This window comes from Nostoc sp. (genome assembly GCF_036917935.1).
Lineage (GTDB): Bacteria > Cyanobacteriota > Cyanobacteriia > Cyanobacteriales > Nostocaceae > Nostoc.
The window spans coordinates 66,941-87,635 of sequence record NZ_JBALEL010000014.1; the positions used below are offsets into that span (position 1 = coordinate 66,941).

Here is a 20,695-nt window from a genome sequence, read left to right on the forward strand (position 1 = left end):
AGGATTGCTATATCTTGGATAATGGGACAGTAGACATAGATAATCTATGGTCTACCTTTTCAGACTTCGTTTGCATAATTTCAAACTTACAATCTGAAGAATAATCAGGCAATTCATAACCAATACTCTTAACATGAGCCAACATCAACTCATCTCGTTGATGCCAAACAGCAAATATTTTCTCCCTGCCATCATATAGCGTTTCTAAATCAATTTGATAAACCTCATTTACTCGTTTCAACTTCAAACCCAACAAATTTAATAGTCGGCTGAGTATTTTTATTGCCGAAACCTGCTCTTTCTCTCCAACCAAATTAATACCAAGCGCTCTTTTAATATGTTTACTATGGTGAAAAGCAACGTTTTTCAGCAATATTAAATCTGGATCATTCTCAGTAAAATCGCGTTTTTCTTCGAGAAACTGAAGCATCCCTAAAGCTCTCATAGCTTCAACTTTGAGCGTGTAAGTTTTTAAATCTGGCAGAAAAACTTTCCCTTCTCCCCAAGACAATTGCTGATGCCATTCTTGCTCATCTCTAACGTGAAAATACTCGCTTTCGTGAGTTAAATAATAGTGAATTAACAGTTGACGATGATATCCTTGGTCATCCTGCAATTTCAGCCAAGGAGTAACTTCTACACCATATCTTTGTCTAAGAATATATTTGTTAATCTGGTTGCGTTCTCCATCGGTTAGGGAATGCTTAACTAACATCTGCTCATATTCGACATAATCGATATCTTTAGCATTGGCTACAGCAGCAGCTACCGATAGTTGATTTTGCTGCTTAATCTCTTTAATTTTGCGTTTAATTTCTTTAGCTTTTTGACGGCTTTGTGCCCAATCCTTTTGAACTTTGACAATTTCTAAAACTAATCTTCTGCGGGTAGCTAAATCATCAGCATCAGTTGCCAAAAAGGCCAGACGTAAATCTCGAATAATATTATTATGAACTGCATTACTCCGCATCTGAATTTGATGACCATCAGCAATTAAACCATCTTGCATCGATTGCCGATAGAGGCGAATAGAAGCATTTACCCTTGCAGATAACTTCGCCCAAGTTCGCAAATGAATCGGGTCATAAACTAAAGGTAAATCTACATCTATTTTATGTAGAGGACTCAGCAAAGCTAAGTTTTCTTTTTGATTTTCTTGATACCAATCAGATAGCAAGCGATAATTTGTACTCCCACTACCAATTAAACCAATACCTCGTTTAGCGCACCAGACAACACGCGGTACATCATCCCTGACTCTTGCTAACGCTTGTCTTGCTTCCGAGTCAGGAATTACCCCTTGAAAAATGCCATAAACTCGGTCGAAATGTTGGACATCAATACTAATTCCTGTACCAAGGCTAGGGGTGACAAAAACACCGTCATACTCAGATATTTTTTGATTAATCGCTGCAATAAAATCAACTGCTGCGTGACCAGGTGTGTTTGTAGTGTGACTACTAACTACCAGAGTTTTAGGAAATTGTCGCCGTAATTTTTCTAACCGCTCTTTCAGATAACGTTCAATTGTTTCACAACTGTAACGCCCGGCGCGACTATCAGTAGTAACATAACATTTACGTCCAGCAAGTAAATCCAATTCCAGTTGATGAATTAGCGGTGTAGGGTTCGGCGAATCATAAAAAGTCACGTCCCAACCATGCTGAGGTTTCCACTGGTTTAGAACTACCCAAGGTGTTAATTTAATTCCTGCCAATCCCTGTAAATATTCAACTGAAACATCTGATAAATCAGCATCTTGGGCAATTACTAACCCCCCACTTGTTAAAACTGTAGCAATTAGTTGCTGAAATAACTTTAATATTTTTACCCGCTTGTGCTTACAAGTATTACTATTTAATAGATGCCATAAAGATTGCTCTACTTCATCTAAAATTACTATTGCCCCACGCCAATTTTCCGGGTTAAGTTTCCAAATAGAATCAACACACAATCCAAGAGACTGCTGAGGAAAGGGAGAGCGAAGAATAGGAGGAGCGGGGGTAAGTGTTTTATCAATCCTTTTCTCTCCATCTTCTTTATGTGTTCCCCATTGAATACCAATTTTTTCACACAAAAATCGTCCTAGTAAAATTCTATGAGTAATTAATAAAACGGGTTGACTTCTACTTTTTGCTTGCTGAACAACGCCTTGCAATGCTGTAGTTTTCCCTGTTCCTTTCGCTGATTTAACTCCTACTAATCCAGAAGCTGGAAAAGGTATTTCACCTATATAAGGACGGTTGAAGGTGAGTGCAGCAGGAATGCTTAACTCAGTATGGGGTTTAGTTTGAGCAAGATAAATTTCTAAATCAACACTTTGGCGATAAACTTTATCAAAACTACTTGCACCTTTAGTAACAATAAACTCATCAACCCCTTTTTCTATTCCTGGAAGTTCGATGACTTTAACAGGGCAATTTTTTTGCTGCAATAAACAACCAAGTTGAGAAATAGCATTATTTACAGCAGCAATTGTCTTGGGTTGAGTTTCAAAATCAAAGCAAATGTAAAAGCTGCGTTTTGTAATCGCAAACGCGGCTAAATCGGGAATTAGTTGACGACGGGTAACTTTGCCAAATTCATCTTTAACAACCCGATAACCACTGGTAATTCCGGGAATCGCAATAGCTACATATCCTTGTGTTAACAACGTGGCTGCTTTCTTGACACCCTCGCAGATGACAAGAGGAATGTTCTGTTGCATCACCCATTGCCAAAAGCCTCCAGCTTCACCATCAGGAGTAACGGTGATATTATCAGGCATGACCAGATTGTAACGCCCAGCGACTTGCTGCCACACTTGCAACGTTACCCGCAAACAAAACACTCGCGTTGGCGTGCTGGGGGGATGCTCGTATTTGATAGACTTACCATTGTGATTTTGTCGGGGTTGGTTTGGCTTAAAGCATCCCCATTCCATCATTTGCCAATTATTCAGAGGGTCTAGTCCCGAACACCACCAACCACCTTCAGTGATATGAGCATAACGCTGCAACCATCCAGCTTTCACCATTCCGGTATTGGTACGGGGGAGTAGCTCAGAAATCAATAGGTACTCATAAGCGGTTACGCCTTGGAGTGACCTAAAATTGAGTTGCACTAAGTGTAAGTCTATACCACTACTCTTGACTAATTCTTCAAGGTGTTGGGGGTGTAAATAGTGCAGATGCATAGGGAAAGACGCTAAGGGAAAGTCAATGAGATTAAAACATTAACACGCATCTGTTTTTTTTCTATAAGCGATATTGCGAGGCTTTTGTGATGCTTTTTTTACTTCGTTACAGTAGACACATCGGTTAAAGCTGTAGTAGGTTATTCTGCCTATTAGATCCCCGAAGTAATAATTTTGTATTGTGATATTTGTTCGATTTTAATTTTTATTTATCAGTAAATTTCTGCGTAAAGGAATGCGATCGCTCCAGGGGTTGCAGCAGCGATCGCTATAGGGTAACATCTTGCAAGACAAGCTTTGTCCATGAATTTGATTTTTCTGTCTTAAACTGTCTGTCTTGTATCATGTTCAATACTTCCCCAGGTTTCAGGTAGAGGGTTAACCCAGGAAATAGGCACACTAACTACATCTAGAGTTTCACCGTCTTTAAAGATTTCTAAAATATATCCTGGCTCTTGCTGAGTTTTAGTAGGATGCAGGTGATCCAACACAACCCCTCTATCGCCAGCTTTTAGAGAACTATTAGGAACATCCTGCTTCAGTTCCACCCACTGAAATAAGCTAGCTGCTGTCATTGTTTAATTCTTCTGTAACCAATTAGTTAAGCGTAGTGCAACCCAACCTACTTGCTCAATACGGTTCAGTAAAGGCTATCGGTATAGAACATTGAACTTTTGGGCTTATCTAAATATATTGAGATATAACTGATTAGTTAACCTTCAGAATGAGATTGGCTACGGGAGAGTAAAATAAAGTGAAAAATTTTTTGAGTATGTTTTTGGCTGGTTGGGGAGACAGTAGTTTAGAGCGAGGCAATACTGGGGAAGCACTTGAAGCCCTTAACCAATCAATTAGCTTTGATCCCAATAATGCTCTTGCTTACTTTAAACGAGGTCTTGTCCGTACTGAATTAAAAGACTATGACCGGGCTATTGAAGATTTTAACCAAGCAATAAAAATCAATCCTAATCATGTTGTAGCTTATTCTCACCGGGGATTTGTTTATCTTCAAGTGGAAAATTACAAAGCAGCAGTTGAAGATTGCAATAGGGTATTAGGTCTTAATCCAAACGATGGGTTTACTCGTTATAATCGGGGACTTTCTTATTTAAGAGCAGGATACCATAAAATAGCAATTCAAGACTTCACTCAAGTGATTATCAATTATCCTAAATTAGTAGATGCTTATAGATATAGAGGCTTTGCTTATGCCATTTTAGAAGATTATTCCAGAGCAATGGAAGATTATAATCAAGTACTTGTATTAGATTCTAGCAATTTCTACGCCTACTATGGTCTAGGACTGATCTCTATTATAAATAAAGATGCTAAAAGTGGAATTGAGCTTTTTAATCAATCATTAAAATTTGCTCCTAATTTTGCTCCAGCCTACTCATATCGTGCTATGGCTCGTTATATGTTGGGTGATCACAGAGGTGCAATAGATGACTTGCAGAAGGCTGCAAATTTTTTCTTGGAGCAAAATGATATGGAAGGCTATCAAACGACATTAAATGCTATTAAAGATTGCGACAATAGACAATTAACACTATGAAAAGCCTTGTTTCTGTATTAATAATGTAGATAATTTAGTCCTAAGACCAAGTTCTAAACTGCTTCTAAAGGTGGTCTTGGTGGTGGTGGTACTATATCCACTAATTTTTGATTATTAAAGTAATCTTTGATATCTTGGGCTATTTGCCCAGAAAACTCAAGACGCTCTTGAGTAGGATTGGCTAATAGCATAGTAATCTTATCTTCAAAAAGCTCAATAGTGGCTATGGCACTTAAGTTAATAAGTCGATCACCAATTTGAATAAACTTCATAAATCTAGAAATAAGGTATCAGCTTTTATTATACATATTTCGTATATTTAAGTATATGTAAAATTATTTTTGAATTTAAATAATGCTTTATAAACAGTGAGGAGTATTTTTGACTCCTCACTTTAAAGCAATATAAGCTAACTCGCTAAACTACGCTCCTACAGCTTCCTTCGCGGCGTACAATACCTCAGCGTTGATTTCCTTGAAACCGCGATCGCGGGCAAATTTTTCAGTATTACGCTTCACTTTCCCACGCACAAATCCCGGAATCTTATTCAATTCTGCTTGACCATCTTTTGTCCAATTCAAATCAGAATCAGCAGAAATTCCCCTAGTAATTACTTCTTTGGTATCATGACCACCGAAGATTTCTAATAGGTGATCTTCCATTCCCAAAGTGAAGGAATTGTAGATCAAATCTGTAATCTGATTCGTGCCTTCGTAACCCATAAATGGTTTGTAACCAATGGGGAAGTTTTGGACGTGGATTGGTGCAGCAATTACACCGCAGGGAATATCCAAACGCTTACCAACATGGCGTTCCATTTGGGTGCCGAAAATGGCAGAGGGTTCGACACGAGCGATCGCATCCCCAATTGCACCATGATCTTCGGAAATTAGCACTTCATCGCAATACTCGCTAACCTGTTCGCGGAACCAGTCTGCATCATATTTACAGTAGGTTCCAGCCCAAACAACATGAATCCCCATTTCTCGCGCCAGAATCTTGGTAATGGCGGCGGCGTGGGTGTTGTCACCAAAAACCACAGCTTTTTTGCCAGTCAAGTTTTGACAGTCAATCGAACGGGAGAACCAAGCAGCCTGAGAGACATGGAGGGTTTGCTCATTGATGAAGTTTTCGTAGTCAACTTCTGCACCTTGAGCGTTAATTACCTGCTGAATCTTGCGAATACAACGGGCAGTTTCCACCACACCCATTGGAGTAATGTCTATATAAGGTGTGCCAAATTGTTCTTCCAGGTAACGGGCTGTAGTCAAACCGAGTTCACGGTAAGGCACCAGGTTAAACCAGGCTTTGGACATCTTCTTCAAGTCGTTCACCGAAGCACCTTCGGGAATTAAGGTATTTACCTCAATTCCTAAGTCAGCCATCAACCGTTTCAGTTCGGTGCAGTCGTGATTATTGTGGAAACCGAGGGTAGTAGTACCGATAATGTTAACCGAAGGCTTTGCAGTTTTGCCCTCTGGTAATTCGCCCCGCTTCCGAGCTTTTTCAATGTAGTATTGAACGATTTGATCGAGAGTGCGATCGGCGGCTTGTAGTTCGTTGTAGCGGTAGTGGTTCACATCCGCCAGCATTACGTCTCCTTTTGCTTCCAACTGCGATCGCTCCACAAAATTGTGCAAATCCTCTTGCAAAATGCTGGAGGTGCAGGTGGGAGTTAACACAATCAAATCTGGGTGTTCCTCGGCATCCTTGCGGATGATGTTATCTACCACCTTCTCTTGAGAACCGCGTGCTAAAACGTTGCGATCGACGACACTGGTTGTCACCGGAGTAAAATCCCTCTCCCGCGATAACATAGAGCGCATGACGTTAAAGTAGTCATCGCCAATGGGGGCGTGCATAATCGCATGAACATTTTTAAAAGAGCTAGCGATTCGCAGAGTGCCGATGTGGGCTGGGCCAGCATACATCCAGTAAGCCAATTTCATGTTTGTGTCTCCCTTTTCAACTCAAATAACTAAGTAACTGGGCGTAAAAAATATAAGATAGACTTTACCACCAACCGCTTCAGTGCGTAGTTTACCGCCGTAGGCATCGCCCAGCGTGCCCTTAGCAGGGAAGGGGAGAGGTTTGGAGAGAGGTATTATCTTTAATTCAGCCCATCTACTTATAAGTGCTTAATTATTAAATCGTTTCTGATTTTCTCAAACCTGCTGGCTGAAAAAAAATAAGGTTTGTTGCGGGTTTTAGGGGAGGCGATATAGCTGAAACCTATTTACTGCTTGGGATGCGGCTATCTATTTAAACAATATTCCTGTTGGTTTTGTAAAAAAATCTTAATGTTTCGGGAAATTTGTTTATTGTATCGGTTCTTATAGCGTTTCTTAATCAGATCAGGTACATCATAGCCCCCTCTCGAAGAGCGGGGAGGGGGTTGGGGTTCTTGTACCTCACAAGGGCCGAGAATCGCTATAGTTGAGTCCAATACAGACCTAACCCCCAGCCCCTTCCCTTGTAGGGAAGGGGAGTAAGATTCAAAGCCTCTCTCCTAAAAGGAGAGAGGAATGGAAGTGAGGTCAAAGTGTATTGCAAACGAAAAACGCTATAATCTCTCATTCCCTAGTCGGTTGCGTTTTTACATAATTAGCTAGGATGTACACAAGCTCATTTTCAGTACAACAATTATGGTGAAAACACCCTCCCAGCCTTCGACAATTCCTCCTCTGGAAAATGGCGACAAACTCACCCGCTATGAATTTGAGCGTCGCTATAATGCCACCCCTAACTTGAAAAAAGCTGAATTAACCGAAGGGATTGTCTATATTATGCCTGCTGCTCTGCGTTTCCGAAGTCACGGTCAACCGCATGGTTGGATTTTGACCTGGCTTGGTACTTACGAAGTTGCAACTCCTGGTGTAGCGTTGGGAGTTGAACCTACCGTCCGCTTAGACTTAGATAACGAACCTCAACCCGATGCTGTTCTCCTGATTGAACCGGAAGCAGGTGGTCAAACGCGGCTGAGTGAAGATGATTATATTGAAGGTGCGCCAGAGTTAGTTGTGGAAATTGCTGCTAGTAGTGCGGCTATTGATCTTCATGGCAAAAAACAGGCTTATCGTCGCAACGGTGTCAAAGAATATATTGTTTGGCAAGTTTTAGACCAAAAATTGACTTGGTTTTCTCTTGAACAGGGTGAATATCTGGAATTAGTACCTGACAATGAAGGCGTTTTGCGAAGTCGGGTATTTCCAGGGTTGTGGTTAGTGGCGACGGAGTTATTAGCAGGTAATATGCAGGGTGTGTTGAAGGTTTTACAAGCAGGTTTGCAGTCTGCTGAACATGGAGATTTTATCAAGAAATTAGGTAGTGATTAACCCGTTCTAAATGGGAAAAGTCTCTTGAGGGACTTCCAAATAAAAAAACATCCCAAATTTTCTTGTGGGATGGGTGTCCCCACCCGTCCTAGACTTAGGGCGGGCAAGATGCCCACCCCACAAGATGGATAATTTATTTATTGGAAGTCCCTAAGCAATTATGTTTGCACAGCAAATTCTTCTGGATCTACTCCCCAATTTACCCAGCGAATCCCTTCACGCGCTGAGTTCATATTCGGTGGAACTCGCAAGGCGTGAATAAAGCTTGTACTGGGACAAGTCATTTTTAATAAGTAAATTGGTTCTTCATCGACATCATTATCAATTTTTAATAGCGTGTATTCATGCCAAGTATCTAATTCAATAGCTTGTAATTCTTCGCAAATTCTGGCGTAACCGATACCCTCAATTAGTACTCGCCGTAGTTCGGCGTTTTCCTCTGATAAAAGCCATTCAGCTTGCCATTGCTGCGGGTGGATTTTACCATATTTTTCAGGCAAAGTTACATTGTGATATGAGTACAGGCTATATCCATCAATAAATTCAATGGCGGGTTCGCCTTCAGCATGGAGGCGATTTTGATTGTCAAAAGATAATTTTGTGGGGCGATCGCATACTATACAAGTATTTTTACCTGCGAAAATCCAGCCGCACTCTTTGACTACTGACTCAAATGAATTCCATGTAACTTGATCATGCACACAATTCAAAACCGAAATACAAAAATCATTGAAACTTGCACCAAGAGCTAATATTTCATAGTGAATGCAGTCCTCCTTGGCATTTTCCACTTCAAGTTGTAGTTGACTTTCCAGTTGTCTGTCTAATTCGCTCCACAATTCCCAGCAATGGTTACAATTATTCATACTATTGTCTAGTTTCATTTTTAATTCAAACCACAGTAGAGTATGAAGTTCGCCATCAATTTGTTTATATAATTCATCCTCTAGGTCGTTACATACGTTTGCAGGCGGTAGTTCATAAATACATAATTCCCCCCACAGATCCGAACCACTATCCCAATCGCTACCACGTTCTTGTGATAATTTGCTTAAAGTAGTTATCAAAGCAGCATTCGGGCTATCATAAAAAACTATCTCAGGTTCTTCCATACCAATCAAAACATAAGTAGCTTTGACCGCTTTCGCAGCTTTTTCACGATCAATCCTCTCAGTCGAAAGCGCGATCGCTCGCCACTTTTCTCGATAAACTGGAATCAAAGCCTCTTGCTCAGGCGTTAACTTTTCAATCAGCGACATAACGCCAACCTTCAGGCTCGTATTCCCGCTGAATTTTCACCATCCAGTCACCTTGGGGAATAGAAATAGCTTTATGCTCCTCATGAGCTAGCAATGCCAACTCTGAAAAAACACGTAGATAGAGCGTGCCATCTTTATCGGACAATTCTGCCTTGCCCTCAGTAATACGATGCTTATGACCCGTAACTTCGCCTTCTGCCAAAGTTAAATGAGGTATTTTTTGTCCTTCAACCTGCTGCACAGGTAGTAAGATAACATCACCCTGACGAATTGGTTGCATAGTTCTGCTTTCCTAACATGGGTACAAACCCCACTTCGCTTTTGCTCTCAAATTTGATTTAATTCTGGCACAAGCTCTATGAAAGTGGAGCATTGGGCATTGGACTCTCACCCATCTCCCTCATCCCCCACTCCCCACTTATTTGAAAACTGTAGTCGCCAATTATGCGTTAGATAAGTTAAAGATTGAAATAGCTGGAAATTCAGACCCAGCGTACCCTCATTTATCCTCTGGGATAGACTGGGCATTAAGTTCAGCGAATTTTCTCCCAAGCAGGCAGTTTATGTGAGGATTAAATCACCGCCCTAAGCGTGACCTTTTATCTTGACAATTTGCAAAAATTAACTCAATTTGACTGTTTAGCTTAGTAGCTATTCTTTTTTTTGGAATTTCCATGTCAACTCTCGTCATCGTCGAATCTCCAACCAAAGCTCGTACCATTCGCAACTACTTGCCAGCAGGCTATCGGGTGGAAGCGTCTATGGGTCATGTGCGTGACTTACCCCAGTCAGCTAGTGAAATTCCTGCTGCCGTCAAGGGGGAAACGTGGGCGCAGCTAGGGGTAAATGTGGACGCCGACTTTGAACCGGTATATGTTGTCCCGAAAGACAAAAAGAAAATTGTCACCCAGCTGAAAGAAGCCCTCAAGGATGTAGATGAACTGATTCTGGCAACGGACGAAGACCGGGAAGGTGAAAGCATTAGTTGGCATTTATACCAATTGCTGAAGCCGAAAGTTCCCACTAAGCGGATGGTGTTTCACGAAATTACCCAAGAGGCGATTAAAAAAGCTCTGAAAAACTGCCGCAATATTGATGAGCAGTTGGTTCGCGCTCAAGAAACGCGGCGGATTTTAGATCGACTCGTGGGCTATACCCTGTCTCCTCTGCTATGGAAAAAAATCGCCTGGGGATTATCTGCTGGGCGAGTGCAATCTGTAGCCGTGCGGCTTTTAGTCACTAGGGAACGCCAACGCCGCGCTTTCCATGAGGGTACATACTGGGATTTGAAAGCTAGTTTGTCAAAGGAAAAAACCCCCTTTGGTGCCCAGTTGGTAACACTGGGAGGAACCAAAATCGCTAACGGTAGCGATTTTGACGCAACGACCGGACAAATTACCGCAGGTCGCAATGTCTTGTTGCTCAACGAGGAACAAGCGGTAGCGCTCAAGGAACGCCTAACTGGGAAAACTTGGAGTGTTAACGACATCGAGGAACGCCCAGTGACGCGCAAACCGTCGCCACCGTTCACCACCTCCACCTTGCAACAAGAATCTAACCGGAAACTGCGCCTCTCAGCCCGTGACACCATGCGGGTTGCCCAGAATTTGTACGAGCAGGGGTATATTACCTATATGCGGACAGATTCGGTACATTTGTCAGATCAAGCGATCGCAGCTGCTCGAAGTTGTGTAGAAAAGCTTTATGGTCAACAATACCTCAGTCCCCAACCTCGGCAATACACCACCAAATCCAAAGGCGCACAAGAGGCGCACGAAGCAATTCGTCCAGCAGGTAGCAGTTTCCGTACCCCCCAAGAAACTGCTTTGGGCGGTCGGGAACTTGCGGTCTACGATTTGATTTGGAAGCGGACTGTCGCCTGTCAAATGGCTGATTCTCGCCAAACTCAAATTACCGTGCAATTGCAAGTCGAGGACGCTGGATTTCGTTCTTCTGGCAAACGGATTGAATTTCCAGGATACTTACGTGCATACGTTGAAGGTTCAGACGACCCGGAAGCCGCACTGGAAGACCAGGAAGTAATTTTGCCGAATCTGAAAGTGGGAGATCGTCCAAATTGTACAGAGCTAGAAGCCGTTGGGCACGAAACTCAACCGCCAGCTAGATACACCGAAGCAACTTTAGTGAAAACCTTAGAAAGCGAAGGTATCGGTCGTCCTAGTACATACGCCAGCATCATTGGCACGATCATCGACAAGGGTTATGCCCATTTGGTGACTAACGCTCTCATTCCCACCTTTACAGCTTTCGCCGTCACCGACTTGCTGGAAAAACATTTTCCAGACATCGTTGATCCTAGTTTTACCTCGAAGATGGAGCAAACCCTTGATGACATTGCCAGAGGTGAAGCGAAATGGCTACCCTACTTGCAGCAATTCTATCTAGGAGAGAAAGGGCTGGAAACTCTAGTTAGAGAACAGGAAGGTCAAATTGATGCCACCAAAGCTAGGACTGTAGAACTGGAGAATCTAGATGCCAAAGTCCGCATTGGTAAATATGGCCCTTACATTGAAGTCGAAAATGGTGACGGAGTGATCACCGCCTCAATTCCCAAAGACCTGACACCCGCTGACCTCGACCCCAAACAGGTAGAAGTATTGCTGCGGCAAAAAACCACAGGCCCTGACCAGGTAGGTCGGCATCCCGAAACTGGCGAACCGATTTATGTGAAAATTGGTGCTTATGGGCCTTATGTCCAATTGGGCGATAAGACTGACGAAAACCCCAAACCAAAACAAGCCTCCCTACTCAAAGGAGTTACCCCAGAAACCGTTACCCTGGAAATGGCTGTTGGTCTGTTGGCACTACCTCGGACATTGGGAGTTCATCCAGTTACTGGCGGCAAAATCCAAGCAAGTTTGGGACGCTTTGGCCCTTATGTCGTTCATGACCAGGGTAAGGAGGGGAAAGACTATCGTTCTCTGAAAGCTGCTGATAATGTATTGACAATTACCCTAGAACGTGCATTGGAATTGTTAGCCGAACCAAAAAAAGGACGTAGTTCCACCAACAGCAAGTCCAAGGCAGCCTTACGCGAATTGGGTACACATCCAGAGGACGGGGAAACAATCAATATCTACGATGGCCCTTATGGGCCTTACATCAAACATGGCAAAACTAATGTGAGTATCCCAGAAGGTCAATCGGTAGAAGATGTAACCCTGGCTGCGGCACTGAACTTGTTGGCAGCTAAGGCATCGGAGGGGAAATCGACTCGCAAAACGAGTAAATCAACGAGTTCCAAATCTAAGTCAACTGCTAAGTCATCAACGACCGCTGCGAAAAAAAAGGGCACAGAAGGTTAATTGCAACTCAGCTAATTTTGGATTTTAGATTTACAATTTTAGATTTTAGATTTATTTCGCCTACAATGGGCGGGGCATAAACCCCAAAATTCTTTTAATCTAAAATCTAAAATTCTTAGTCCAGAGTCTATCTAAAGTTCGATCCTTAACTCTTGACCCTTAATACCCATCCTTGATAGGATACAGTTCGGTAGGTTGCAAGTGTGATACTCTAAAAAGTAAGGGAAAACACAACGCGAAATTTTAGAAGTAGCTGATGTCCCAAATGCGGGATTGTGTATCAGCCCGATTGGAAGCCAGATGTGCGAAAATATGCTATTTTCTGCGTACCTGTTAATCAAAAATTGAGGTAGTATCTCAGGAGCGGTCAGTTCATGGACTATATAGAAAAGGTACTGGAAAAGCTTAAGGAATTAGCTCGTAGGCTAATTGAGAGCCTGTTAGAGCCACAGGCTGAACCGGAACCGGAACTGATTCCGATTCCTGTAAACGATCGCTCGCGGCGTCGCCACTAACCCCAAAGTGGTGAACTCGACGTTGCAACCCTTAAGCATTCTGGCACTGCATGGGCCAAACTTAAATTTACTAGGACAGCGAGAACCAGGAATTTATGGTTCGTTGACACTAGCTGAAATCAACCGCCTGTTAGAAGAAGAAGCATTCAAGTTACAGGCGAAAGTTTTTCCTTTGCAGTCAAATCATGAAGGAATTTTGGTAGATACTATTCATAGCGCGTTAGAGCAACATCAGGGAATTCTGATTAATGCCGGAGCGTATACCCACACAAGTGTGGCATTGCGAGATGCGATCGCTGCTGTTAATTTGCCCACAGTGGAAGTACATCTGAGTAACATTTACCGCCGGGAAGATTTTCGCCATCATTCGTACATCGCCCCAGTAGCGATCGGTCAAATAAGTGGTTTTGGGGTTCAAAGTTACTTGTTGGGCTTACAAGCGTTAGTCAATCATTTAAGAAGCATATAAGCATGAAAAATGAATTGATTTTAGAGATATTTGGGATTTGGGATTAAATTCTTCAATCCCAAATCAAAGGTGCGACCTAAAATTCCAAATTGTATGCGTTACTCTCCTATAAGTCGGTTTAAAGGAACTTTACTCGGAGCATTCTTGGGGGGAAATTTAGCTTCTAATGGTGAAATACAGTTTCAGAATTACCTAGATTTAGGCAAGATGGCGGTTCTGGGTATCCAGAGTTTGATTGCGTTGGGTCGATTAGATTTAGATGATTGGATAGGGCGTCAGCAAGAAGAATCTCCTCATTTAGTAGCGACTGATGACATATCGATAAAAATAATTATTGCCACACTACCAGTAGCACTATTTTTTCACGAAAATCAAATTAAGCTGCGACAAAACTTGCTGCGTGTGCTGAAAATCTGGGAGGATGACCCAGTAGTCAGGGATGGAACACTAGCAGTAGGATATGCTCTAGCTCTTGCTCTAACTGAAAAACTCGACCCCCTAACCCTTATCCCGCAAACAATTTCTTTTATCGGAGAAACACCGACATCAATACCAAAACAATTATTAAGAGTCCAGAATTTATTAGAGCAAGGGGCTGGATTGTCAAGGGCGCAAGCTGAGTTTGCTAAGGAAGAAAAACTCAGTAACACTATTGCTATGGCATTTTACTGCTTTTTGAGTACCTTAGAAGACTTTCGGCTTACAGTTTTACAGGCTACTCACAAAGGCAATTTTCAAGGGCAAGTTCCTATGCCTCTAAGCTCACAGGCTACAGGTGCAATTACTGGTGCTTTATCGGGAGCATATAACGGTACAGGCGGAATTCCCGTAAATTGGCAAGTCTTGCTCTTGCAGAAGAATTCTCCAGTATGGGGACTAACTAGCTTTTCTCAAATGTTACAATTGACCGATGCATTTGTGGCAGTGTGGTCAGGAGTGTATAATCTTACCTTAAACCCAAGGGAGTTAACAGAGGAGGGATGTGAGGTGGCTTTGCTTTCAGTTTACGCGGCTCCTCGTGTTATTCGGTCGCGCTAACAATAATTCGTAATTCGTAAATTCCGAATTAGCCCCCGCCACCGTAGTTGTAATAGTAGTAGCCGCAGATCAAATTTCCCTGATGATTGTCTTTTTTTGAGCTATCAAAGTCGGCAATTGCAGGCAGAGATAATGAAAATGCAGCAATTTTTGCAGTTCTTGACCCAGCAATTGACTCACTGGCGGCGACAGTACAAAACACTACGCCGTAAGGGAAAGTTAATGAGTAGTCCCAAAGGTAAAAGCCATAGAAGGGAACTTCTAAGGACTATGCTCAAGAATATACTTCTGTTTTTATCAAAAACCAATGACAAAAACAAGCGCCGAAAACAAGAAAGAGCGCTAAGTTCAAAAGCAAAATCGGTCAAAACTAAGAGTAGTATTTATGCAGTCGGTTTAGATTGGGCATATAAACAGCGTTACTCAGTGATTTTAGCGATCGCTATACTGTCTCTCACAGGTATTATTGGGCATAAATTATACAGTCAGACGCAACTTAAAGTAGGAAATCCCGCGCCCCAGACAATTACAGCGCCTTATACAGCCAGCATCGAAGATCAGAAAAAAACAGAAGCCGAGCGCAAAGCCGTCAGTAATAGCTCCTTACAAGTGTTGATGCTTGATGCGCGAATCAACGAACAAATCAACGAAAAATTGCAACAACTTCTAGATGATGGCAACAAAATTCGCGCTGTTGCTGGAGCGTTTCCTTTTTTTGATCTTGTAGTTTTGTCCATCTCTACCCAACGTTACCTCCGCTCTTGTCCTGACTTGGAATGGCAAGCACTGCTATCGGCTGTAGAAAATAGTAAAAATCAGCACAAGAAAGGAAGAGGACGAACCGCCGCCTCATCCCGTCCATTATCTATAGCTGCACCCAATCAGGAACGTCAACCGCAGACAACACCAACGCCACAGAAGACAGAGGCAGTTGATTTTTCTCAAAACACTGACTTTACTCAAGCAGTAGCAGAACTAGAATCTTACCGTCTGACAACTTCTGAGAAAAACTTGTCCTTACTGATTGCCCAAATTTCTCAAGTACGCCAAAAATACACCCAAGCCACTGCCAAACTTTTACAGTTAGAGACTGTTAGCCCAGAAGCAGTATACAAAGAATCTCTCCTTTTGGATTTGTCAGATGTGGAGTGGGAAAAAACACAAATGGGAATCCATCAGAGTACAGAGCGGATTCTCACCCAAGGCATCCCACAGGGACTGCCAAATAATATTTTACAAGATGCAGTGAGTTTACAATTGCAGACCTTTGTACCAGAATCCGCTGAAACTTTGGCAAAAAATCTGTTGTTAGCTGTACTCAAGCCAAATCTGCAAAAAGATGAAGAACAAACCAGACAAAAGGCTCAAAAGGCTGCTTTGGGAGTGCCACCTGTGATGGTGAAGGTACGGCATGGTGAGGCGATTGTCAAAAAAGGAGAGCAGATTACTGTATGGAACTTTGAGGTGCTGGAGCATTATCACCTGATTCGCCGAGAGGTAAAGTGGCAGGAATTGTTGAAGTTAGGAGGCGTTATAGCGATCGCCATTGGCATTTTTGTCTGGATAGAACGACATATCGATTGTGAATTGCGACAACGCGATCGCCTATTGGTGTTATTGCTGACTCTGAGTGTGCCAGGAGTGATTACGATGGGATTGCCTTATACCACCTGGAGCGCCCTTGGTTTATTGTTGGGAAGTTTTTATGGCCCGACTTTGGGGTTGACAGTTGTCTGCCTGCTGTTGCCGATATTAGGCATTAGCTTGGATATGAGCAAGGCTGTGCTTTTAGCTGGTGTTGGGGGAGGAATATTAGGTAGTTACATAGCTCAACGATTGCGATCGCGTGAAGAGTTGGCATTATTGGGCGTTGCGATCGCCTTAACTCAAGGCGGCATTTATCTGGTTGTTAAAATCTTAATTGGTCAAGCATTTGGTTCAACCTGGTATATAGTTCTCCGAGAAGCCGGATTGTTTGCTTTATCCGGCTTAGGCTGGAGTGTTGTAGCTTTAGGGTTGAGTCCTTATCTAGAAAAGGTTTTTGATTTAGTCACCCCAATCCGCCTAGCTGAGTTGGCGAACCCTAACCGCCCTTTATTAAAACGACTCGCTACCGAAACTCCGGGAACTTTTCAACATACGCTGCTTGTGGCTACCCTTGCCGAAGCTGCTGCCAAAGAACTAGGATGCAATGTTGAACTAGTCAGGGCTGGAACACTATATCACGATATTGGCAAAATGCACGACCCCCTTGGCTTTATTGAAAATCAAATGGGGGGGCCAAATAAACACGATACTGAGATTAAAGACCCTTGGAAGAGTGCAGAAATTATCAAAAAGCACGTAACTGAAGGTTTGGTGATGGCGCGTAAACACCTTTTACCGAGAGCGATTCAAGCTTTTATTCCAGAGCATCAGGGAACGATGCTAATTGCCTATTTCCATCACCAAGCCCAGCAAATGGCTCAGTCAGATCCAAGTTTAATAGTAGACGACGCAGACTTTCGTTACGATGGCCCAATTCCCCAATCACGGGAAACCGGAATTGTGATGTTAGCGGACTCTTGCGAAGCAGCGCTGCGATCGCTCGAAGCATCGGCTAAACCTCTGGGAAATAAGCGATCGCTCAAAGATGTCTCCACGGAACAAGCTTTAAGAATGCTGGATAACATACTACGTGCCAAATGGCAAGATAATCAACTCGTAGATTCAGGATTAACACGAGAAGAAATGTCACAAATTGCCCAGATATTTGTGGATGTTTGGCAGCAATTTCATCACAAACGGATTGCTTATCCGAAGTTGAAGGCTAGTAGCACTGTGCGTAATTCGTAATGCGATGTCTATGTCGGGCTACGCCTACGCATATCTATTGATAATCTTGTTAAGAGGTTTTTTTGGCTGGGGCGTTAATGATAGCATATATGCTATCATTACTGCATGGCGATTAAAATTGTGGTTGATACCAGCGTTTTTATTAGTGCGCTTATTAGCTCTAAGGGTTCCAGTAGAGAACTCATTCGACGCTGCTTGAAAGGCGAATATCAGCCTTTGATGGGAAACGCTTTATTTTCTGAGTATGAGTCAGTTATTGGGCGAGAAGAAATTATCGCCAAATGCCCTTTAACGAGTGCAGAAATTTCTGCTTTACTCGCATCATTTATGAGCGTAAGTCAATGGATTTACATTTACTACTTATGGCGGCCTAATTTAAAAGATGAAGCTGACAACCACTTAATTGAATTAGCGGTTGCTGGTAATGCTCAAATTATTGCTACTCACAATATTAAAGATTTTAAAAATACTGAATTGTTATTTCCTAACTTATCAATCTTAAAACCCGAAGAAATTATTAGGAGTTAAACAAAAATGGCTACTTTAACTATTCGTTTACCAGACGAAAAACACAACAGATTAAAAGAACTTGCTCAAGCTAAAGGCATAAGTGTAAATAAGCTGATTGAAGAACTTTCCACCATAGCTCTAGCAGAATTTGATGCCAGTACCAGATTTAAAGCAATGGCCGCAACTGGGAATCCAGAAGAAGGTTTAAGGATACTGGCTAAACTTGATGCTCTGACAGAATAGAGATACCAGTTTTTCTAGGGTAGCTCTATTAATTTAGCGATCGCTCGTTATCGTCAACCCACCAAACCCAGATATGTGTATCAAGTATAATCATTGCAAAACTTCCCAATCTGACAAAGCGACGGGTTCTGTTGGGTTATCATAACGGAGTAGTTTCCCGCGCATTGGATAAAGATTGGTTTCTAACTGGCTAGGTGGTACTTCTTGAGGCTGTGGAGTTTTAGCTTCGAGAATAATTACCTCCACGGCATCCCCTGCATGAAAAGGTAAGCCCCGCAGTATTAAAGTTCCATCTTCACTTAAAACAGCTTCTACTTTATGAGCATTCATCTTGCTACTCCTATTTTTTAATCGAGAGAAAGAGAAAGTTAGTTACTTCCTCTAGTTTTTTTATTATGACGCTTTGGCACGCGATGCCTAGGTTGGGCTACGCCTACGCATTTCCCAATATTCAATCCCTAATCCCCAGTCTGTCGCACGCCAGCCAAAATAAAATTAACTGCTGCTTGAGTATGCTGCTCAATCATTTCTGGACTCAGCAGTTGCAAATCTGGTCTAGTATGTTTGATATTTTCGTAAGCGTTGAAGTATAAATTACAAACCCCAATAATATGCAGAGTGGTGAGAAATGGATCGAGTTGACGGAAATAACCTTCCGCCATCCCCCGCTCTAAAATCTTGATGAGATAGCTAAAATTTTCTTGCCAATTCGCCTGTTTGAAATACTTTCCCTGATTTTGGTTTGCTTCTTGAAACCAAAGCATCCCCCGGTGCGGGTGAGCAGCTTCGTAAGCGATCGCTTCCTTGATAAGCAACTTCAAGGCTGACTCTGGTGGTAACTCATCCAGATTTAGCTGTTGAAACCCTTCGTGCATCTCCACCGCCGGACGTTGCAGAACAGCTTGATATAGTCCTTCCTTGCTCTGAAAATAGTAGTAAATCATTGCTGTGTTTATACCTGCACCTCTAGCGATCGCCTCTGTCCGCGCCCCTTGAAGTCCATTTCTGGCAAACTCCGCTTCCGCCGCATCGAGAATCTGCTTTTTCGTCGCCTCTGCATCGCGCACCTGACGCGGCTTTTTAGATGAAAATTTTGACTGCGTTGAACGACTCACGTTGCTCCATCATCATAACGAAAATATATTAACTAAAAAATTGGTTAGTAGTTGACATAGAAGATGAAATTTATTACATTTATACTAACTAAAAAATTAGTTAGTTAATCGCCTAATTCAGCAATGCAGTAACCAAAGTTAGCCGAGCAAATGCCCGGTAGTATTAGTTCGTCCATTGCAGACAAGACTTTAATTATCCCAATTGACATTCAAAAGAGCAATGTAGGACAGCTGACACCAGCTTATCTACAACTTTTAAATTTCAAGGTTTAGTGACATTTTGCTAACACATCTAGCGAACTTTCAACAAATAACTTCTCAATATTTCGGAGGAAAAATGGAACCATTTTTACCAGGTGTGCCTTGGTTAATCGCGCACAAATCTACATTAGGAGTGAATAAACCGAATAAAATCACATTAAACGGGCAGGATTATGTCATTTGGCAAAACCAAAAAGGTGAAGTGTTTGCCCTTGATAACATCTGCCCACACATGCAAGCACCCTTATCAGACGGTTGGATTTGTCAAGAGAGAGATACTATTACTTGCCCTTTTCATGCACTAGAATTTGATGGACAAGGCAGACTACAGCAAGGAGATAAAAAAGACACTCAGCCAATTACCAAACCATTAGAGCTAATTATTAGCAATGATTGTATCTGGACTTATGCTGGATTTGAGCCAAGATTGTCCATCCCAGATTTGCATCAGAAAATTGTCGATGATTACGAGTTCATCGGAGTAACTGGGGACAAAACTATTCAGGGTGATTTTTTGACTAATCTGATGGTTAACTATGATTATAACCACCAAAATGGTACTCATAAAGAACTATTTAAAATTACATCTTGTCATGTAAGTTCTTTTGAAGAAAAAGGATACTATGCCACAGTCCAACAAAAACTGACGAGAGCCAACAACACGCTAGGAGAAATTATCAAAAATCCTATTTTGGGAATCTTACCTAAAACTCTTACTAATAGACTCGAATACGCTTTTCCTTCAACTACAGCTTTTTTTGCTAAAACACCTATTGGTGATATTGCTCAAATTCATATTCTCTACCCAGAAGCAGAGAAAATCACCAAGACGTTTATTTTGGTGTATGCCAAAGTAGTCAATCCTTTAATGAAATTTCTGTTTAAAAATTCAGTTTTACAAGTAGCATCAACTGTTATTGAACAGGATACAGGTGCAGTTGAAAGTTTGTATCCTCGGCAAAAATCAAAAATTAGATTGCCAAATGAAGAGATCATGTTCTACGCAGAAAAACTGTACCGCGATTGGTAATTTGGATTTACAAAGCCTAACTACGGTTT

General features: G+C 42.1%; 18 protein-coding genes. 10 read left to right on the forward strand and 8 right to left on the reverse strand.

Going from position 1 to position 20,695, the window contains the following annotated elements:
* Nucleotides 1–7 precede the first annotated feature (7 nt).
* Both V7K62_RS06440 and V7K62_RS06445 read right to left on the reverse strand, forming a co-directional pair.
* The gene (locus tag V7K62_RS06440; protein WP_334862819.1) at nucleotides 8–3,175 is read right to left on the reverse strand and encodes a plasmid replication protein, CyRepA1 family; all 3,168 of its coding nucleotides are present in this window, start codon (nucleotides 3,173–3,175) and stop codon (nucleotides 8–10) included.
* Between the two features lie 323 nt (nucleotides 3,176–3,498).
* Entirely contained in the window at nucleotides 3,499–3,750 is a 252-nt protein-coding gene (locus tag V7K62_RS06445; protein WP_334862821.1) for a DUF4926 domain-containing protein, read from the reverse strand.
* A gap of 179 nt (nucleotides 3,751–3,929) precedes the next feature.
* Here V7K62_RS06445 and V7K62_RS06450 point away from each other — a divergent pair, with 179 nt between their 5' ends.
* A complete protein-coding gene (locus V7K62_RS06450) occupies nucleotides 3,930–4,730 on the forward strand; it encodes a tetratricopeptide repeat protein (protein ID WP_334862823.1) in 801 nt (266 codons plus the stop codon).
* 53 nt (nucleotides 4,731–4,783) lie between these two features.
* On the opposite strand, the gene V7K62_RS06455 is transcribed toward V7K62_RS06450, so the two are convergent.
* Both V7K62_RS06455 and bchB read right to left on the reverse strand, forming a co-directional pair.
* On the reverse strand, nucleotides 4,784–4,921 hold the full coding sequence (locus tag V7K62_RS06455) for a hypothetical protein (protein WP_334862826.1): 138 nt from the start codon (nucleotides 4,919–4,921) through the stop codon (nucleotides 4,784–4,786).
* A gap of 231 nt (nucleotides 4,922–5,152) precedes the next feature.
* Nucleotides 5,153–6,679, reverse strand: a complete 1,527-nt coding sequence (bchB, locus tag V7K62_RS06460) for a ferredoxin:protochlorophyllide reductase (ATP-dependent) subunit B (protein ID WP_334862828.1) — start codon at nucleotides 6,677–6,679, stop codon at nucleotides 5,153–5,155.
* Nucleotides 6,680–7,375: 696 nt separating this feature from the next.
* Here bchB and V7K62_RS06465 point away from each other — a divergent pair.
* Nucleotides 7,376–8,065: a Uma2 family endonuclease gene (locus V7K62_RS06465; protein WP_334862830.1), complete on the forward strand. Its 690-nt coding sequence runs from the start codon at nucleotides 7,376–7,378 to the stop codon at nucleotides 8,063–8,065.
* A 158-nt stretch (nucleotides 8,066–8,223) separates the two neighbouring features.
* Here V7K62_RS06465 and V7K62_RS06470 read toward each other — a convergent pair whose 3' ends face one another.
* Both V7K62_RS06470 and V7K62_RS06475 read right to left on the reverse strand, forming a co-directional pair.
* Entirely contained in the window at nucleotides 8,224–9,324 is a 1,101-nt protein-coding gene (locus V7K62_RS06470; RefSeq protein WP_334862832.1) for a DUF6745 domain-containing protein, read from the reverse strand.
* Nucleotides 9,311–9,604: a hypothetical protein gene (locus V7K62_RS06475; protein WP_334862834.1), complete on the reverse strand. Its 294-nt coding sequence runs from the start codon at nucleotides 9,602–9,604 to the stop codon at nucleotides 9,311–9,313. Before V7K62_RS06475 ends, V7K62_RS06470 begins: the two co-directional genes overlap by 14 nt.
* Nucleotides 9,605–9,998: 394 nt before the next feature.
* On the opposite strand from V7K62_RS06475, the gene topA reads away from it, so the two are divergent.
* From topA to V7K62_RS06510, 7 genes are all read left to right on the forward strand, one after another.
* Nucleotides 9,999–12,650, forward strand: coding sequence for a type I DNA topoisomerase (gene topA, locus V7K62_RS06480; protein WP_334862836.1), 2,652 nt, complete (start codon nucleotides 9,999–10,001; stop codon nucleotides 12,648–12,650).
* A 374-nt stretch (nucleotides 12,651–13,024) separates the two neighbouring features.
* Nucleotides 13,025–13,165, forward strand: coding sequence for a hypothetical protein (locus V7K62_RS06485; RefSeq protein WP_334862838.1), 141 nt, complete (start codon nucleotides 13,025–13,027; stop codon nucleotides 13,163–13,165).
* A 22-nt stretch (nucleotides 13,166–13,187) separates the two neighbouring features.
* Entirely contained in the window at nucleotides 13,188–13,634 is a 447-nt protein-coding gene (aroQ, locus tag V7K62_RS06490) for a type II 3-dehydroquinate dehydratase (protein ID WP_334862940.1), read from the forward strand.
* 93 nt (nucleotides 13,635–13,727) lie between these two features.
* Nucleotides 13,728–14,672 (forward strand): ADP-ribosylglycohydrolase family protein, encoded by a 945-nt coding sequence (locus V7K62_RS06495; RefSeq protein WP_334862840.1) that lies wholly within the window; start codon nucleotides 13,728–13,730, stop codon nucleotides 14,670–14,672.
* A 132-nt stretch (nucleotides 14,673–14,804) separates the two neighbouring features.
* Nucleotides 14,805–17,507: an HD family phosphohydrolase gene (locus tag V7K62_RS06500; protein ID WP_334862842.1), complete on the forward strand. Its 2,703-nt coding sequence runs from the start codon at nucleotides 14,805–14,807 to the stop codon at nucleotides 17,505–17,507.
* A gap of 105 nt (nucleotides 17,508–17,612) precedes the next feature.
* Nucleotides 17,613–18,035 carry a putative toxin-antitoxin system toxin component, PIN family gene (locus V7K62_RS06505; protein ID WP_334862844.1) on the forward strand — a complete coding sequence of 141 codons (423 nt, stop codon included), beginning with the start codon at nucleotides 17,613–17,615 and terminating at the stop codon, nucleotides 18,033–18,035.
* A 6-nt stretch (nucleotides 18,036–18,041) separates the two neighbouring features.
* Nucleotides 18,042–18,260 (forward strand): toxin-antitoxin system HicB family antitoxin, encoded by a 219-nt coding sequence (locus tag V7K62_RS06510; RefSeq protein WP_334801597.1) that lies wholly within the window; start codon nucleotides 18,042–18,044, stop codon nucleotides 18,258–18,260.
* Between the two features lie 90 nt (nucleotides 18,261–18,350).
* Here the strand turns inward: V7K62_RS06510 and V7K62_RS06515 are convergent, their stop codons facing one another.
* Together V7K62_RS06515 and V7K62_RS06520 are read right to left on the reverse strand one after the other, a co-directional pair.
* The gene (locus V7K62_RS06515) at nucleotides 18,351–18,590 is read right to left on the reverse strand and encodes a hypothetical protein (RefSeq protein WP_334862846.1); all 240 of its coding nucleotides are present in this window, start codon (nucleotides 18,588–18,590) and stop codon (nucleotides 18,351–18,353) included.
* Nucleotides 18,591–18,718: 128 nt separating this feature from the next.
* Nucleotides 18,719–19,375: a TetR/AcrR family transcriptional regulator gene (locus V7K62_RS06520; RefSeq protein ID WP_334862848.1), complete on the reverse strand. Its 657-nt coding sequence runs from the start codon at nucleotides 19,373–19,375 to the stop codon at nucleotides 18,719–18,721.
* A 337-nt stretch (nucleotides 19,376–19,712) separates the two neighbouring features.
* Between V7K62_RS06520 and V7K62_RS06525 the strand changes: the two genes are divergently transcribed.
* Nucleotides 19,713–20,666: a Rieske 2Fe-2S domain-containing protein gene (locus V7K62_RS06525; RefSeq protein WP_334862850.1), complete on the forward strand. Its 954-nt coding sequence runs from the start codon at nucleotides 19,713–19,715 to the stop codon at nucleotides 20,664–20,666.
* Nucleotides 20,667–20,695: the final 29 nt, after the last annotated feature.